Origin of the sequence: Pantoea piersonii (assembly GCF_003612015.1) — a bacterium.
Lineage (GTDB): Bacteria > Pseudomonadota > Gammaproteobacteria > Enterobacterales > Enterobacteriaceae > Pantoea > Pantoea piersonii.
On record NZ_RARB01000008.1, the window covers coordinates 1 to 17,590 of the forward strand.

The window sequence follows — 17,590 nt, forward strand, 5'->3', positions numbered from 1 at the left end:
TAGCTAAGTGCGGAAGAGATAAGTGCTGAAAGCATCTAAGCACGAAACTTGCCCCGAGATGAGTTTTCCCTGACCCCTTGAGGGTCCTGAAGGGACGTTGAAGACGACGACGTTGATAGGCCGGGTGTGTAAGCGCAGCGATGCGTTGAGCTAACCGGTACTAATGACCCGTGAGGCTTAACCTTACAACGCCAGAGGCGTTTTGTGAGACGCGAATTTTCAGCTTGTGACGGATAACTCTGCGCGGCCGGTGAGGCGGCGCGGAAAACAGAATTTGCCTGGCGGCCTTAGCGCGGCGGTCCCACCTGACCCCATGCCGAACTCAGAAGTGAAACGCCGTAGCGCCGATGGTAGTGTGGGGTCTCCCCATGCGAGAGTAGGGAACTGCCAGGCATCNTTAGCGCGGCGGTCCCACCTGACCCCATGCCGAACTCAGAAGTGAAACGCCGTAGCGCCGATGGTAGTGTGGGGTCTCCCCATGCGAGAGTAGGGAACTGCCAGGCATCCATACGCGATAACCCTGACCTCACGGTCAGGGTTTTTTGCGTTATACGTCAGAAAACATCCTGTTCCTCTCTACACGCGTTACACCCAAACCTCTTCCGCATCACATTTACCGCACCACGGCGGCGATAACGTTTCGTTGTCATCGATGAAATGGTTTACTCACTGTTTTGACGCTGTTTATCAGCAAGGAACATGAGGTTACGCATGGCAGAAATTAATACGCGCGCATCCCAGCATGCAGCAGAAGAGCAGGGGATCAGCAAAAAACGCGTCTGGGCAATCGTCGGCGCATCATCAGGCAACCTGGTGGAGTGGTTCGACTTTTATGTCTACTCCTTCTTCTCACTCTATTTCGCACATATCTTCTTCCCCAAAGGGGATACCACCACGCAGCTGCTGCAAACTGCCGGGGTGTTCGCCGCAGGCTTTTTAATGCGCCCCATTGGCGGCTGGCTGTTTGGATATATCGGCGATCGTCACGGACGTAAGAAGTCGATGCTTATTTCGGTATGCATGATGTGTTTTGGCTCGCTGGTCATTGCCTGTCTGCCCGGCTATGGCAGTATTGGCATTGCTGCTCCGGCGATCCTGCTGCTGGCGCGCATGTTTCAGGGGCTGTCGGTCGGCGGGGAGTATGGCACCAGCGCGACCTACATGAGCGAGGTGGCGCTGGAGGGACGCAAAGGTTTCTACGCCTCTTTTCAGTATGTCACGCTGATCGGCGGTCAGCTACTGGCGGTGCTGACGGTCGTCGTACTGCAGTTTATTCTCAGCGAAGAGGATCTGCGCAGCTGGGGCTGGCGCATTCCTTTTTTTCTCGGCGCTCTCCTTGCTGTGGTGGCCCTCTGGCTGCGGCGTTCGCTGCATGAAACCTCCGATAAACAGAGCCGTCGACATAAAGACGCTGGCAGTATCACCGGCCTGCTGCGCAACCATCCGCGCGCCTTTCTGATGGTGCTTGGTTTTACCGCCGGCGGCTCGCTGAGCTTCTATACCTTTACTACTTATATGCAGAAGTATCTGGTGAACACGGCGGGCATGGATGCGAAAAGCGCCAGCGGACTGATGACCGGCGCGCTGCTGGTGTTTATGCTGATACAGCCCCTTATCGGCGCGCTCTCAGATAAAATCGGTCGTCGGGGATCGATGCTGATCTTCGGCGCGGGCGCGGCCATATGTACCGTTCCGATCCTGACTGCGCTGCAAAGCGTGCAGAGTCCTGCCATCGCTTTCTGCCTGATCATGCTGGCGCTGCTGATTACCAGCTTCTATACCGCGATCAGCGGCATCCTTAAGGCGGAGATGTTCCCGCCAGAAGTGCGTGCGCTTGGCGTCGGCTTATCCTATGCCGTGGCAAATGCTATTTTTGGCGGGTCGGCGGAATATGTCGCGCTGCTGATGAAACAGCAGGGCATCGAAACAACATTCTTCTGGTATGTGTCGGCGATGGGCGCGCTGGCGTTTATGGTGTCGCTGTTGCTACATAAACGTGGCAAGGGCATCAGGCTGTAGGTCTTTCTGGCGAAGCCTTCACCGTTCCCGCCCGAAAAGCGGCTGTTGAAGGCTTTTTGCCTGGCGCGTAGCGGCGCGCCAGTCAACGCATCAGAGAATACGGCTAATAAGACGGTCGATACGAATACGGCGCAGGCGGCGGATCAGCTTGCGCACCTTAGCCGGATAGTCGGCGATGCTTTCCAGGTCGCGGAAGTGCTTCACCACGTGCGTATGGGTACGGATCAGCGACAGCTCTTTTTCACGCTGCTCGGCCAGCTGATGCAGCGGATCGTGGATTAGCACTGCGTTTTCCAGATCGAGGCGCCAGGCGCGCGGATTAAGGTTATTACCGGTAATCAGCGTCCACTCGTCATCCACCCATATGCCTTTCAGGTGATAACTGTTCTCGCCATCCTTCCACAGACGTACCGCCAGCTGACCGTTATCCACATAATACTGCAGGCGGCTGAGGAAACGGCGCAGGTTAATTTCATAAAGATAGGGCAGCGCGCCGATGATTTTGAACGGCTGCTCGGGCGGAATATAGAAATCGTTGGCGGTCTTATCGCCGACGATGATCTCTACCTCTTTGCCCTCGCGCAGCAGATGAATAATGCTGCGCACCAGAATCGCCGGCAGATTGAAATAAGGCGTGCAGATAGTCAGCTTCCGCTCGGTGCAGGGCATCAGGTGGAAAATGGTTTTGTTCAGCAGGCTGCGTTTGCCCAGGCCGACCAGCGGCGTAACGGTCAGCTCTTCGTTATGGCCATCGCCAGCGAACTGATAGTTGAATCCGCGCAGATCCTGGCGGAACTGGCGCGTTTCATTTTTGATTTCCGGGCTGGAAGGACGTTCCTGCTGGTCGAGACGATTGACCGCTTCCGACTGCTTGAGATTAACGTTGATCCACTCATACATGGTGTCGGCCAGCTGCGGATTACGAATCAGCTGATAGCGATCGTAACGGTACTTATCGTGCTGGTGCAGATAAACGTCGTTAATGCTGGCGCCGCTGTAGAGCAGCGTATCGTCGATAATAAAGCCTTTAAGGTGCAGTACGCCAAGTGCTTCGCGCGTATTGACTGGAATGCCGTAAACCGGAATGGCGATATCTGCATGCTGCGTCGCCATTTCGCAATACCAGTCTGCATTCGTCACGCCGCGTGCCGCACCGATGCGGCCGCGCTGAGCGCGATGCCAGTCGACCAGAATGCTGACATCCAGCTCTGGACGTGCGCGTTTCGCCGCATAGAGCGCATCCATAACGGCACGTCCGGCGTCGTCGTTCTCCATATAGAGGGCGACAATGCAGATACGATGCTGCGCCGCCGCGATTTTTTCCAGCAGCGTGCGACGGAAATCAGCAGGCGAGTAGAGTGTTGACACATCCGCAGCGGACTGTGACAGTTTCGGCAACTGTGCAAGGTGTTGTTGATGCTTATTGCGTTTGAATTTAGTCAGCATCGCAGTGCGCTTCTTCTCGGTTCATTGCATGGCCTTTTGCCATCAAATCAGGGTCATAACGGTAAATAATAACACCAACCTTATGTGGTCGGCCATTTTTTACCTTTCTCTACAAGGTTAGCCGATGTCCCTGTGTAAGGGTAAATTCAGGCTGACGATACCCTCATCAAGCTGAACATCCACGCCGAAACCCAGCTTGCGCGCCAGGGTAATCATGCCGCGGTTGTGCGGCATGGTGATACCGTTGAGCTGCTGCAGCCCGTGATCGCGCGTATAGCGGATCATTTTTTCCAGCAGCCGTCGTCCCATGCCCAGCCCTTTTAAGTCAGATCGCACCAGCACGGAAAATTCGGCGTCGATATTGTCGGCGTCGGAAATCGCGCGCGTGACGCCAATAATCTCACTCATCTCCTGCTGCTGGCGCACCGCGACGAAAGCCATCTCGCGGTCATAATCGATCTGCGTCATATTGGCGAGATCGTCATGGGTAAATTCGTTGATTTCGCTGAAGTAGCGGTAATAAAGGTCTTCTTTGGTGACCTGGGCGATAAAGGCGCGCAGCAGGGGTTCGTCTTCCGGCAGGATAGGGCGAAACAGGCAGCTCTGCCCATCTTTCAGCGTTACCCGCTCTTCAAGCTGCTGCGGATAGGGGCGAATCGCCAGCCGCGCTTCGCTGTCGCCGCTAAAAGGCGCCAGATCCAGCGTGACGTCTAGCAGGGTAAATTCGCTGCCCGCCGCCAGCAGCGGATGAATATCGAGCCGCTGGATCTCCGGGCAGTCCACCACCAGGTTAGAAACCTGCACCAGCAGCTGACTGAGCGCCGGAATATCCAGCGTACCCAGACCGCCGCGACTGCGGATCTTGCCGCTTTTGATCGCCTGAATGACCAGATAGCGCGCCAGCGTCATATTAAGCGGCGGCAGCGCGACCGCCGCCTGTTTGTCCGCCTGCCACTCAACGCCGCCTTCGCCCAGCAAAATGACCGGCCCGAACAGCGCATCCTGTTGCACCACTACGCGCAGTTCCTGGGCCCCGGCGCGATTAGCCATGCTCTGAACCAGCAGCCCTTCGATGCGTGCCTGAGGCAACGTCTGTTTAACCCGGTCGATAATGGCTTCGGCCGCCTGCTGTACCTCTGCGGCGTTGCGCAGATAGAGCATAACGCCCTGAACTTCAGATTTATGGGCGATATCGGGCGAGCGCAGCTTGAGCGCCACGGGATAGCCGATACGCTCGGCGATAGCGGCCGCTTCCGCGCTGTCATGGGCAATCCAGGTCGGCAGCGTTGCCATGCCGTACGCCTGCAGGATCGGCTGCACTTCGTGCGTATCAAGCGTCGTGACGCCTTTCGCCAGCGCCTGCGACAGCAGCTGATGCGCCTGAGCGGTGTCCTGAGTCAGGCTGGCGGGCAGCGCCGGCGTTTCGCGCAGCTGTTTCTGATTACGGCGATACTCTACCTGGTGCATAAAGGCGGTTACCGTGCCTTCCGGCGTGCGCCATGTGGGAATGCCCGCCTGGGTAAAGGCGCGCCGCGCCGCCAGCGATGAGAATTCGCCGCACCAGTTGGTCAGGAGCGTCACCTGCTTGCCGCGCGGATGAGCGGCGATAGCGTCAATGATTTGCTGCGCCGATTCGGTTGCGGGCGCTACCGCGCTGGGCGCATGAATGATCATCAGCGCATCCAGTTCATGGCTGTTAAGCAGCACAGTAATGCAGTCAACATAGCGCTGCGGCGTGGCGTCATCTTTCAGGTCGAGCGGATTGCCGCGCCCGACGCCTTCCGGCAGCAGCGCGGCCAGCGCCGAGAGCGTTTCATCGCTCAGGGCAGCAAGCTTGCCGTTGCGCGCATAGAGTTCGTCTAACGCCAGCGCGGCAGGTGCGGCGCCGTTGCTGATAATCATCAGCCTGTCGCCGCGCAGCGGACGCATATGACTGAGCGACTCCACGGCGGTGAAGAGTTCATGGGTATCCTGCACGCGCAGCAGGCCCGCGCGCTGAATCGCCGCATCCCAGGCGGCGTCCAGCCCGCTATGGGTGCCGAGCAGGGCCTGAGCCTGATGACTGCGGCCGCTTTTGATCACCAGGATAGGTTTATTACGTGAGGCGCTGCGCGAGGCCGACACAAAGCGTCGCGCATCGCTCAGGTGCTCAAGGTAGAGCAGAATGGCGCTGGTTTTGCCGTCACGCGCCAGAAAATCGAGCAGATCGTCAACGTCGGTATCCAGGCTGTCGCCCAGCGCAATAAACCAGGAGAAGCCCAGATTGCGCTGCTGCGCCCAGTCGAGAATGGTATTGGAGACCGCTGCCGACTGCGAGATAAAGGCGATGCGGCCTTTCTCAATCGGCACCGGCGAGAAGCTGGCGTTAAGTCCTTGCCAGGGCGCGAGCAGCCCGAGACTGTTAGGACCGAGCAGGCGAATCTGCCACTGCGCGGCGCAGCTTTTGAGCGCCTCCAGCTGGCTGGCGGGTGCGGAGAGAATAATGCAGGCTTTACACCCTTTTTCGCCCAGCTGTTGCAGCAGTTCGAGGTTGCGTTTCGCATGGGTACAGATCACTGCCAGGTCAGGCGCGAAAGGCAGGCTGTCGATGGTAGGCCAGGCGAGCACGCCGCTGACGGCCCTGTATTTTGGCGTGACCGGCAGCACCGGGCCGCTGAAGCCCCCCGCCAGCAGATTGCGCATCATAAAGTGCCCGGCGCGTCCCGCCCTGTCCGAGGCGCCAATCACCGCAATAGATTTAGGTCGTAACAGCGCTTCCAGCCCGCGTTGGCTCATCCCGCCCTCCTGAAGTCGACTGGCGTGATTGTAATCGTTTTTTCCCGGGTTTGCCGGTTCGGCGATCGCAGGCTGAGAGCCGCGACAAAATTTTGCTGCGCTGGCGGGAGGCGGCAATCCAGCAGCGGATCGCCGCACGTAAGCGCTAAAGACTCTCGACGATGGCGGTTTGATGCGCGGGATGGTGCGGTTTGCCTGCCAGATAGGCATGGCGAAACCGTTCAAAATGGTGAAGCAGGGCGTGCGCCGCGGCAGCGTCGCCTGCCTGCTCCAGCAGCGCGGCGGCGACTTCGGCGGTGCAGTGCTGGCCTTCGCCATGGGCTTCGCGCAGCGTATAGCGCGAGGGCGCGGTGACGTTTAGCGACATGACCGGCAGCGCATCGAGCCAGGGACTTTTGCGAAACATTTTGCGCGCCTCGGTCCAGGTGCCGTCGAGCATAATAAAGAGCGGCGGCTTGCCGCTGAGCGGCGGCGCGGTCAGCACTTCGCGGCCGGGATCGGCGTAGGAGGCGGGAAACACCACCATCGGCTGATAGTCGGGATGCGCAACCGCGCTCAGCAGGGCGGGATCGGGTTCGGTACGTGACCAGCCGAACGCTTCGGTCTGCGGCAAAATATCGGCGATCAGCCGTCCGGTATTGCTGGGCTTCATTGGCTCGGTATCGAACATCACCAGGCAAAAGCGACTACGCGCGCTCTGCGGCTGGATAGTGGCGCACAGGCAATTTTTCTGCGGCAGCAGACAGCGCTGACAGCGCACCACGCGATTGCCACGGGCAAGAAAAGGGCGAGTGGCGCGGGCAAGGCGTTGCGCACGCAGGCGGAGAACGGCGTTATCAGTCATGGCTTCGTGGACAAAGTAAAACGCTAGTGTAATCGAAGCGCGCGGGAAAAGAAAAAGGCCAGCGCGGCTGGCCTGTATGGGCTGATAAGAGGCTAATGTGGGAGAGACTTCCGCGTTTTTGACCATGGCCGCGGGAAGCCTGACTTTTCGGCCAGCTCTTCCGCCTGCCGACTCAGAGCTTATAGCGACTCATCAAGCCATTCATTGAAAGGCGCTTTCGGCATCGCGCCGTTCAGCATGTCCACCAGCTCGCCTTTTTTAAAGATCATAATGGTGGGAATGCTGCGGATGCGAAAACGCGCGCTCAGCGAAGGTTCCGCTTCGGTATTGACCTTAACGAAACGCACCTGACCGCTGCGCGCCTGCGCCACCTCTTTAAATACCGGCGCGAAGTTGACGCAGGGCCCGCACCAGGGTGCCCAGAAATCCACCACGACCGGCAGATCGTCCTGTAGATATTTATCCAGCGTTTCGGCGGTCGCGTTAGCCACTTCGCCATTAAAAAGTTCGCTGCCGCAGCGGCCGCATTTAGCTCCATCGGCAACGCGCTCCTGGGGAACGCGATTGGTTGCCTGACAGGAAGCGCATACCGTATTCATATATACCTCAAGGGGGTTGCAGGTGTCAGTCTTGTAAATATTGTCCATTATGAGAAGGTTGCGAACAGCCCTCAAACTGGATTGTCCAATAGGTTCAATAGTTGATAGCTAAGCGCTAATACATCAGGTAATCTTCGCGCTCTCAATGCAGGAGGAACAGATGAACGACGAATTTAAAGGCAAAAGTGGCAAGGTAAAAGTGATGTACGTGCGAGATGAGGGCGAGAATGGCTCACGCGCGCCGAACCCGCGTACCGGTAAAGGTGGTGGCCGCCCAGCCCGTCAGGAAGATTCGCGTCGTTCCTCTGGCCGCCGCAGCGAAGAGGGCGCCAGCCGCAAACCCCGCAGCGATGAAGGCAGCCGCAGACCTCGCAGCGATGAGGCTGGCCGCAAACCGCGTAACGATGAATCGTTCTCGCCCTGGCGTACCGTGTCGCGTCCGCCGAGCGAGCGTGCGCCCGTTGAAGAGAAACAGCCGGAGCAGGGCGGCAAGGTCGCTATCGATCCGGAAGTGATCCGACGTCAGCGTCAGGAAGAGACGCGCGTGTATGGCGAAAACGCCTGCCAGGCGCTGTTTCAGAGCCGTCCGGAAGCGATCGTGCGCGCCTGGTTCGTGCAGAGCGTAACGCCGCGTTTCCGTGAAGCGCTGCGCTGGCTGGCGGCGAACCGCAAAGCCTATCACGTCGTAGAAGATGCCGAGCTGGCGAAAGCGTCCGGCACCGAGCATCACGGCGGCGTCTGCTTCATTATTAAAAAACGCATGGGCATGGCGGTCAGCGAGTGGCTGAGCCAGGCCGGTGAGAAAGATTGCGTACTGGCGCTGGAAGATGTCAGCAACCCGCATAACCTGGGCGGCATTATGCGCAGCTGCGCGCACTTCGGCGTTAAAGGTCTGCTGGTGAATGACGCTTCGCTGCTGGAGTCCGGCGCGGCGGTGCGTACCGCTGAAGGCGGCGCCGAATACGTACAGGCGATCAGCGGCGAAAGCTTTGCTGGCGGTCTGGAAGCGTTCCGTAAAGCGGGTTACACCATTGTGACGACCTCAAGCCATGAGGGGACGCCGCTGGCGAAAGCTGAGCTGCCGGCGAAAATGGTGCTGGTGCTGGGTCAGGAGAGCGAAGGCCTGTCCGACAGCGCGTTCCAGCAGGGCGATATCAGCCTGTCGATCGGCGGGACCGGCAACGTCGAAAGCCTTAACGTCTCGGTGGCGACCGGTATTTTGCTTGCCGAATGGTGGCGACAGAACGCATAAAAAAACGGGCCGAAAGGCCCGTTTTTGTTTAGGGAAGATGCCGAAGCGGACAGGGGGCTGTCAGGGATAGCGCGACAGACGCTAGTGCGCGCCGCCGCCGCCGCTGCCTGATCCAAAGGGCGGTCGGGCGAACCAGATCAGCACCAGCAGAACCAGAAACACCCCAGCCGACGCCCAGAAGATCTCATTGGCAGAGATAATCAATCCCTGGTTGGTGATCTGCTGCGCGATATAGGCTGATGCCTGCTGATGTGACATGCCCATCCCTTCCAGCTGGTGATACATCTGCTGCGCATTGGGGTTATAGGGCGTAACCGACTCGCTGAAGGTGCTGTGATGCATCGATTCCCGGTCGGTCCACATGGTGGTGGTAATCGAGGTGCCAATCGAGCCCGCCAGGGTACGCACGAAGTTCGACAGGCTCGACGCCGCCGCCAGCCGATCCGGCGACAGCCCGGAAAGGGTAATGGTGGTGAGCGGCATAAAGAAGCAGGCGACGGCGAATCCCTGGATAAACTGCGGCCAGGCCGATGCGCCGAAGTCCATCGAGGGTTCGAAGGTATAGGCGCGCCAGTAGAAGCAGACGGCGTACATAATAAAGCTGAAGGTCACCAGCTTGCGCATATCCAGCTTGTGGGCGAAGCGGCCGATAATCGGCGACAGGATCACCGGAATGATGCCTACCGGCGCGGACGCCAGACCGGCCCAGGTGGCGGTGTAGCCATATACCTCCTGCAACAGCTGCGGCAGCAATACAATCGAGCCGAAGTAGAGCATATAGGCCAGGCTGATTGAGAGGCAGCCGATGGTGAAGTTGCGCGACTTAAACAGCGCCAGATCGACAATCGGGTGGTCGTCGGTCAGCTCCCACACCAGCAGTACCGCCAGAGATATCACGGCGACGACCGTCAGTATGATAATCTCGGTGGAGTTAAACCAGTCAAGCTCTTTACCGCGGTCCAGCATCACCTGCAGACAGCCGATACCCACGACCAGCAGCACCAGGCCCACCACGTCGATAGGACGCACTTCGGTGCGTGTCTCGCGGCCGCGCAGGGTCTGCAGCGTCAGCATCACCACCACGGCGCCGATCGGCACGTTGATAAAGAAGATCCAGCCCCAGTGGTAGTTATCGCTGATCCAGCCGCCGAGAATTGGGCCGCAGATCGGCGCGACAATCACCGTCATCGCCCACAACGAGAGGGCGATGCTGCGTTTGGCGGGCGGATAGTTGCTGAGCAGCAGACTCTGCGACAGCGGGATCAGCGGACCGGCTACCACGCCCTGCAGGATGCGGAAGAAAATCAGCATCTCCAGGCTTTCCGACATACCGCACGCCCAGGAGGCGAGGGCGAACAGAATCGTCGCCCAGGTAAAGAGCTTTACCTCGCCGACGCGCTTCGCCAGCCAGCCCGTAATGGGAATGGAGATAGCGTTCGCCACCCCGAACGAGGTAATGACCCAGGTGCCCTGCGAGTTGGACGCGCCCAGATTGCCTGCAATGGTGGGGATCGCCACGTTAGCGATGGTCGAATCCAGCACCTGCATAAAGGTCGCCAACGACAGCGCAATGGTCATCAGGACCAGCGGCGCGCCTTCTAGCGGTTTTTGTGCCATGACAGCCTCCGCGTCATCATCCGGCGTTGGCGCGGACGATATCTGTGATCAGCTGATTCACCGGCGCCAGGTCGATCGCCAGCGCATTAGTGCTGTAGGCAGCCTGCTGGCGAACGCTGGTGGCGAGCATGCTGCCATCTTTATTTGTGGTATCGACTTTCACCAGCGTCGAGAGACCAATACGCAGCGGATGCTTCACGATATCATCCTGGTTAAGCTCGATACGCACCGGCAGACGCTGCACCACTTTGATCCAGTTGCCGGTGGCGTTCTGCGCAGGCAGCAGCGAAAAAGCGCTGCCGGTGCCCATATCCAGGCCGACCACTTTGCCGTGATAGGTCACGTCGTCGCCGTAGATATCAGCCACGACCGTCGCGTCCTGTCCAATGCGTACGCCTGCCAGCTGCGTCTCTTTAAAGTTGGCGTCGATCCACAGGTTGGTGGCGGGAACCACGGCCATCAGCGCTGTACTGGTATCGATTTGCGAACCGACCTGCACGCTGCGGCGCGAGACATAACCGTCCATCGGGCTGCGAATATCGGTACGCTGCAGCGCCAGCCAGGCGTCGCGCAGTTCAGCGGCGGCCTGTTTCACCGCAGGCTGATCCTCCAGCGAAGTGTTGAGGATCATCGCCTGATTCGCGTTGTACTGCTGCACCGCCACATCAAGCTGCGCTTTAGCGGTGGCAACCGCATCGCGCGAGTGCTGCAGCTCTTCGCGGCCGATCAGGTTAGAGGCACCCAGCGGCTCGCGACGTTTCAGATCGGCTTCCGCCTGTGCCAGCGCCGTTTGCTGCAGCGCGATGCTCGCCTGATACTGCTTAGCGTTGATCATCAGCTGATGCGTCTGACGCACGCTGGTGGCCAGCGCGGTCTGCGCTTTTTCAAACGCCTGTTCGGCGTCAGTTTTATCCAGCGAAACCAGCACGTCGCCTTTCTTGACGTAATCGGTGTCGTCAAACCAGACCTTATTGACGCTGCCCGACACCTGCGCCATCACCTGTACCTGGTTTCCGGCCACGTAAGCATCGTCCGTTTCCTGAAAGTGCCGCAGCACCAGGAACCAGTAAACACCCCATGCGATACCAGCCAGCACAAAAAGCAGCGCCAGCAGAAGCAGCACTTTTTTACGCGTCTTCTTTTTATTGGCTGGCTGTTGCGGGCTTTGCGCCTCCGCCGTTGCACTCATGTCAATCTCCAACTGTTTCATATGTCGGGGCGCGATCGTCCCTTTTCACGGAGCCCGAGTCGAAAAAAGCCAGCGACAAGGCGCTGGCCGGATAAAAGGGGATTAAAATAACGGTTTCGACAGGTGATTGTGTCGCAGTTCTTGCTATTAGCGAGACAGGGAAGAGATGACCTGATCTTCGTCCATTTTATCGAGACGATTGAGTAGCTTACGCGTGATGCCTTCCAGCTGCGATTTTTCATCGTTCGACAGAGAAGACCAGAGATACTGCAGGCTCTGATGCTGGGGCGGCAGCAGCTGACGCAGAAACTCATTACCTTTTTCGGTCAGATGCAGATGGAGGCAGCGACGATCGTTATCGCTCTCGCGACGCTCGATCCAGCCGCGTTTCTCCAGCTCGTCTGCGATGCGCGTCGCATTGGTACGCGAAGAACCCAGCGCGGCGCTCAGCTCGGACGGCTGAATGCTCTGGTTTTCCTGCGCGTCCAGCGTGATCAGCGCCATGAATAAGGTTTCGTTAATTCCCTGCGCCTTTAACATCTTATTGCGATTTTCCAGCAGCTTTCCCTGCATGTGCATGCACAGACGCGTCAGAATGATTTCGTGCAGCGGGAAATCTTTATGGCGATTTGCGCGGATGTTAAGCATCTGTTCAATGGGAGTAAACGAACTTTCCATTATAAAAAAACCTCACTAGTTTCAACTAATATAGTAACGATGGTGACAGATTAAGCGTAGTCATTTTTACTCCGCGCAATTGTTCAGAAGGTCACACAGTCGTCATCAGGTGTTTCCAGGCCACTCCCTGACCCTGGGCACGAAACCCTCGCTCACCGCCGCGGGCTGCTGTAGGAGTCGATATCAATACGGGAAGAAACTTTTTGTTTGCTAAATAATTTCGCAAGAAAAAATAACTTCTGTGAATAGATTTGATGCTAACCATAACAAAACTAACCATTCGTGACCAGACTCAATCACATCTTTGGCATTTTATTTACTTACTTAACTGGGTTTCGAAACGATAGCCGCGCCACCAAATCAGCAGGTTGAGCAACGTCATGATCACACCTGCAGCGCAAACGCCGTACCAGCCGGCAGCGTGAAACGCGTTGGCGGAAAGAAGGGAGCCAAATGCGCCGCCGATAAAATAGCTGGTCATATAACCCGACGTGAGGCGATTACGCGCCTCAGGCATCTGGCTGTAGATCACGCTCTGGTTAGTGATATGCACGCCCTGCACCGCCAGGTCGAGCAGCAGAATGCCGACAATCAGCGCCGCCAGCGAGTGCGCGCCCAGCGCCGTCATTCCCCAGGAGGCGAGCATAATCAGCAGGCCCAGCGTGGTGGTGAGCCTGGCTTTGCCTTTATCCGCCAGCGACCCGGCCTGACGCGCGGCCAGCGCGCCCGCCGCGCCGACCAGACCCAGCAGACCGATTTCGCCTTCAGAGTAGCTGTAAGGCGGAGAGGCGAGCAGAAACGCCATTGAAGTCCAGAGCACGCTGAAGTTGGCGAAAGAGAGACAGCCGGTAAGGGCGCGGGTGCGGATAACGCGATTCGCCTTATAAAGCTGGAAAATCGATTTCAGCAGCTGCGGGTAGTTAAGCGACACCGAAGGTTTCACCTGCGGCAAAAAACGCCACAGCGCCAGCGCCATCAGCGCCATCAATACGCTGGCGGTCCAGTAAACGGTACGCCAGCCGCCCAGCTGCGCCAGCGCGCCCGCAACGGTGCGCGCCAGCAGAATGCCGAGCAGCAGGCCGCTCATCACCGTACCGACGATTTTGCCGCGCTTCTCTGGCGGCGCCAGCGTCGCGGCAAGCGGCACCAGGATCTGCGCTACGACTGAAAACAGCCCGGTCAGTACGGTGCCCAGCAGCAGCAGGGAAAAAGAGGAGGAGGTGGCGGTAATCACCATGCCGCCTGCGGCCAGCAGGCTCATACCGACGATCAGCGCGCGGCGTTCAAGCATATCGCCAAGCGGCACCAGCAGCAGCAGACCGCAGGCGTAGCCGAGCTGCGCTGTGGTGACGATAAACCCCGCCATGCTGACGGAGAGGCCGAAATTGCTGGCGACGGTATTGAGCAGCGGCTGCACATAGTAGTTGCTTGCTACGGAGAGCCCGGTGGCGATGGACATCAGCACGACCAGCGCAGGCGTCAACGTATGGCGATGAGTATTCATTTATATATTAGGCAGGTAGTAATAATCATAATGGGGTAATAGTAACCCAAAAAACTATTTCATTAATGTGTAAATTGACAGGACGTACCAGTCGGTACAGCAGAAAGCGAAGGGGCAGAGAGTTCTGCCCCTGAAGTGAGTATTTACTTATTTTGCGGCCGCAAGGGCGTCTTTAATCCACTGATCGAACTGCTGCTGGTGGGCTTTTATCCAGCCATCGACGTGGCGGTTAATATCCGCTTCAGATGCCTGGCCTGCATGCATCGCCGCGTTTTCCGCATTGATATCGGTAATCGGCAGCTTCATCTCGGCGAACAGTTTTGCCGCCGCCGGGTTTTTTTCAGCCCAGGCTTTGTTCGCTACGATATGCATGGTGTTAACCGGGAAACCGTAATTCGCGCCGTTAGCCAGTTTGGTGTCAACTTTGCTCTGCGCCCCAGGCAGCGACGAGAAGGGCACCTGCAGCCACACCACATCGCGGCCCGGCTTCAGCACGTCGCTCAGCCAGTATGGCGTCCAGGTATAGTAAAGAATCGGTTTGCCCTGCTTAAAGCGCGCCAGGGTATCGGCGATCATCGCCGAGTAGTTGCCCATATTGGCGGTGACGGTGTCGCTCAGGCCGAACGCGGTGTTCTGATGATTGATAACCGCTTCGCAGCCCCAGCCCGGCGTGCAGCCGGTCATATCCGCTTTGCCGTCGCCGTTGCTGTCGAACAGCTTAGCGATTTTGGGATCTTTCAGCTGGGCGATATTGGTGATGTGGTACTGCTCGGCGGTTTTCTTGTCAATCAGGTAGCCCTGCGCCGCGCCAGAGACATAGGTGCCTGCACGGTAGAACTTTTTGTCGCCGCCGGCGGCGTTATACATATCGTCGTGCAGCGGCTGCCAGTTGGTGGCGATAAAAGTAATGTCGCCAGAGGCCATAGAGGTGTAGGCCACGTTGTAGTCGATTTCGCTCGGCTTCTCGACGCTATAGCCCAGTTTTTCCAGCGCGCGACTTACCAGCAGGGTCTGAAAGCCCTCTTCGGCAATGGTGCTTTGCGCAGGCTTAACGGTAATGCCAGTGCCGGGGAGATCGGCAGCGGAAGCCTGGGAGAGGGCGAGCGTGGTCAGCACGGCGGCGAGGAGAGGTGCGGTCTTGCGCATAGTTATTCCTTATTGTCGACGTTGCGAGGCGGGCGGCCGCGAAGGACCGCCCGAAAATCAGGATTTACGGAAAGGACGCGTCAGCAGGCCAACCGGCCCGCTATGGCTCCAGTGGCGGCTGCCGCGGCTGCGGCCGTCGCGACCCACTGACTGGGTCAGACGATCGAGAATAATGGCGAGGATAACGATACCGACGCCGCCCACGGTGGCCAGTCCCATATCAAGACGGCCGATGCCGCGCAGCACCATCTGCCCCAGTCCGCCGACGGCGATCATTGAAGCGATCACCACCATCGACAGCGCCAGCATCAGCGTCTGGTTTACGCCCGCCATAATGGTCGGCATCGCCAGCGGCAGCTGCACTTTGAACAGCATCTGGCGCGGGCTGGCGCCAAAGGACTCGCTGGCTTCGATCAGATCGGCGGGGACCTGCTTGATGCCGAGAATGGTCAGGCGCACCATCGGCGGCAGGGCGAAAATAATGGTGACCACCACGCCAGGCACATTGCCGATACCGAACAGCATGACGATCGGTACCAGGTAGACGAATGCCGGCGTCGTCTGCATGGCGTCCAGCAGCGGCCGTATGATGCGGCCCGCGCGCTCGCTGCGCGCCAGCCAGATGCCCAGCGGCAGCCCGATGACGATACAGAACAGCAGTGCGGTAAGCACCAGCGCCAGCGTCACCATCGCCTGCGACCAGGCGCCGATAGCGCCGATCAGCACCAGCGAGATCAGCGTAGCGACGCCCATCGCCGGGCTGGCGATCTGCCAGGCGATCAGAGCGAACACCAGAATCGCTATCGGCGCGGGCAGGCTCTGCAGCAGATGCTGAAAGGCGCTCAGGATATAGTCCACCGGCACGCGAATGCCCTGAAACACCGGACGGAAGTGATTGACCACCCAGTCGATGCCTTCGGTCACCCAGCGATCGAGCGGGATCCAGGTTTTATGGAAGGGATCGAGCAGATTAAAATGTTCCGGTTGCGGCGCAGGCGCGCTGCTCAGCCAGTCGCTGCCGCTGCTGGCGGCGCTATGCGCGGTGCTGCCGTCGGGCGTTCCCCAGGCGTCGGCGCCGTTGCCGGCGGGCGCGGCGCTCTGTGTTGCGGCATCACCCGCGCCTGACCAGGGATCGCTGCTCGCCTGCGCGGCATCGGTGGAGTGAGGCGCGGCGCTTGCGCTATCCCAGGGTTGACTGTTTTGTTCACTCATGACGAAGCTCCCTCACGATCTAAAGCGCGTAACAACATGCCTTTGGAAATGATACCGACGTACTGATTCTCTTCGCCCACCACCGGCACGGCGCAGGGCGCGTGCGCGACGTGGCCGAGCAGTTCGTTCAGCGAGGTATCAGAGGGAACGGCGGCTGGCGCGTCGAGCAGGGCGCTCTCCAGCCCTTCGCCTGCCGCCAGCGCCGCTTTCAGCGAGTCGGTGGAGACCACGCCGATAAATTTTTGCTTCTCCAGTACATAGCCGAATTCGCGATCCTCGTCCTGCAGCAGTTTGATGGCGGAGCGCGGGCCAAAGCCGGGTGCCTTGCGGATCAGCGCGCCAGCGCTGCGGCGGGCGATATCTTTCGCGCTAAAGACGTGGCTGATATCGACGCCGCGGAAGAAGGTGCGCACATAGTCGTTGGCCGGATTATTGAGAATTTCATCCGGCGTGCCGACCTGCACCACTTCGCCGCCCTGCATAATGGCGATGCGGTCGCCGATGCGCATCGCTTCGTCGAGATCGTGGGAAATAAAAATAATGGTGCGCTGATGTTTCGCCTGCAGCTTAACCAGCTCATCCTGCATTTCGGTGCGGATCAGCGGATCGAGCGCTGAAAACGCCTCGTCCATCAGCAAAATATCGGGATTAATCGCCAGCGCGCGGGCTAATCCAACGCGCTGGCGCATGCCGCCGGAAAGTTCATCGGGATAAGCATGCGCATAATTTTCCAGGCCGACCTGACGCAGCGCGTCCAGCGCTTTTTCCTGGCGTTCCGCCAGCGGGACGCCAGCTAATTCCATGCCGAAGGCGGTATTATTTAGCACGTTCATATGCGGCATCAGCGCAAACGACTGGAATACCATACTGATTTTATTTCTGCGCACCTCGCGCAGTTCGCTGTCGGATATTTTTGCAATATCGACGCCGTCAATGATTACCTGACCGCGGGTGGGTTCTATCAGACGATTGAGAAGGCGAACCATGGTCGATTTTCCGGAGCCGGAGAGTCCCATGATGACGAATATCTCGCCTTCTTCAATGGCCAGACTGGCGTTTTTGACGCCCAGAGACAGACCGGTTTTCGCCAGAATGGTCTCTTTGCTTTCCCCTTTCTCAATATATTTAAAGGCGCGATCGGGGTTTTCCCCGAATATTTTATACAGGTTTTTTACTTCAAGTTTAATTGCCATGCAGTGATATAATCCTGTTTAATTTATTTTGAAGTTCAGCTTTCCTGGTTAAATTTAAGCGGCTCATACCGTACCATACTGACATTATCTGACAACCCTGGATGGCGATATTCATG

Annotated in this window: 13 protein-coding genes and 3 rRNA genes; 5 read left to right on the forward strand and 11 right to left on the reverse strand. The window is 58.3% G+C overall.

The genetic code is table 11. The features are described from left to right. The 4 genes from D7S44_RS18560 to D7S44_RS18570 form a co-directional block, all read left to right on the forward strand. A 23S ribosomal RNA gene (locus D7S44_RS18560) occupies positions 1-185 on the forward strand; the annotation flags it as partial. 92 nt (positions 186-277) lie between these two features. Continuing rightward, positions 278-393, forward strand: a 5S ribosomal RNA gene (gene rrf / locus D7S44_RS18565). A gap of 5 nt (positions 394-398) precedes the next feature. Then, positions 399-493, forward strand: a 5S ribosomal RNA gene (gene rrf, locus D7S44_RS24205). A 218-nt stretch (positions 494-711) separates the two neighbouring features. Beyond that, complete coding sequence (locus D7S44_RS18570; RefSeq protein ID WP_120457396.1) at positions 712-2,019, forward strand: MFS family transporter; 1,308 nt, start codon at positions 712-714, stop codon at positions 2,017-2,019. A gap of 90 nt (positions 2,020-2,109) precedes the next feature. Here D7S44_RS18570 and pssA read toward each other — a convergent pair whose 3' ends face one another. The 4 genes from pssA to trxC form a co-directional block, all read right to left on the reverse strand. Next, positions 2,110-3,465: a CDP-diacylglycerol--serine O-phosphatidyltransferase gene (gene pssA / locus D7S44_RS18575; protein ID WP_120457398.1), complete on the reverse strand. Its 1,356-nt coding sequence runs from the start codon at positions 3,463-3,465 to the stop codon at positions 2,110-2,112. A 117-nt stretch (positions 3,466-3,582) separates the two neighbouring features. Further along, positions 3,583-6,240, reverse strand: coding sequence for a bifunctional acetate--CoA ligase family protein/GNAT family N-acetyltransferase (locus tag D7S44_RS18580; protein ID WP_120457399.1), 2,658 nt, complete (start codon positions 6,238-6,240; stop codon positions 3,583-3,585). A gap of 145 nt (positions 6,241-6,385) precedes the next feature. Continuing rightward, positions 6,386-7,084 carry a tRNA-uridine aminocarboxypropyltransferase gene (locus D7S44_RS18585; RefSeq protein WP_120457647.1) on the reverse strand — a complete coding sequence of 233 codons (699 nt, stop codon included), beginning with the start codon at positions 7,082-7,084 and terminating at the stop codon, positions 6,386-6,388. 179 nt (positions 7,085-7,263) lie between these two features. Next, a complete protein-coding gene (gene trxC, locus D7S44_RS18590) occupies positions 7,264-7,683 on the reverse strand; it encodes a thioredoxin TrxC (RefSeq protein ID WP_120457401.1) in 420 nt (139 codons plus the stop codon). Positions 7,684-7,843: 160 nt separating this feature from the next. Between trxC and D7S44_RS18595 the strand changes: the two genes are divergently transcribed. Then, entirely contained in the window at positions 7,844-8,935 is a 1,092-nt protein-coding gene (locus D7S44_RS18595; protein ID WP_120457403.1) for a tRNA/rRNA methyltransferase, read from the forward strand. An 81-nt stretch (positions 8,936-9,016) separates the two neighbouring features. Here D7S44_RS18595 and emrB read toward each other — a convergent pair whose 3' ends face one another. The 7 genes from emrB to proV all read right to left on the reverse strand — a co-directional run bounded on the left by emrB (position 9,017) and on the right by proV (position 17,474). Next, positions 9,017-10,552 (reverse strand): multidrug efflux MFS transporter permease subunit EmrB, encoded by a 1,536-nt coding sequence (gene emrB, locus D7S44_RS18600; RefSeq protein WP_120457405.1) that lies wholly within the window; start codon positions 10,550-10,552, stop codon positions 9,017-9,019. A 16-nt stretch (positions 10,553-10,568) separates the two neighbouring features. Continuing rightward, positions 10,569-11,741 (reverse strand): multidrug efflux MFS transporter periplasmic adaptor subunit EmrA, encoded by a 1,173-nt coding sequence (gene emrA, locus D7S44_RS18605; RefSeq protein ID WP_120457649.1) that lies wholly within the window; start codon positions 11,739-11,741, stop codon positions 10,569-10,571. Positions 11,742-11,888: 147 nt separating this feature from the next. Then, entirely contained in the window at positions 11,889-12,419 is a 531-nt protein-coding gene (mprA, locus tag D7S44_RS18610; protein ID WP_120457407.1) for a transcriptional repressor MprA, read from the reverse strand. Positions 12,420-12,735: 316 nt separating this feature from the next. After that, the gene (locus tag D7S44_RS18615; protein ID WP_120457408.1) at positions 12,736-13,923 is read right to left on the reverse strand and encodes an MFS transporter; all 1,188 of its coding nucleotides are present in this window, start codon (positions 13,921-13,923) and stop codon (positions 12,736-12,738) included. Positions 13,924-14,070: 147 nt separating this feature from the next. Further along, positions 14,071-15,069 carry a glycine betaine/L-proline ABC transporter substrate-binding protein ProX gene (gene proX, locus D7S44_RS18620; protein ID WP_120457410.1) on the reverse strand — a complete coding sequence of 333 codons (999 nt, stop codon included), beginning with the start codon at positions 15,067-15,069 and terminating at the stop codon, positions 14,071-14,073. Positions 15,070-15,126: 57 nt separating this feature from the next. Next, the gene (gene proW / locus D7S44_RS18625) at positions 15,127-16,281 is read right to left on the reverse strand and encodes a glycine betaine/L-proline ABC transporter permease ProW (protein ID WP_120457412.1); all 1,155 of its coding nucleotides are present in this window, start codon (positions 16,279-16,281) and stop codon (positions 15,127-15,129) included. After that, positions 16,278-17,474, reverse strand: a complete 1,197-nt coding sequence (gene proV / locus D7S44_RS18630) for a glycine betaine/L-proline ABC transporter ATP-binding protein ProV (protein WP_120457414.1) — start codon at positions 17,472-17,474, stop codon at positions 16,278-16,280. Before proV ends, proW begins: the two co-directional genes overlap by 4 nt. Positions 17,475-17,590 lie beyond the last annotated feature (116 nt).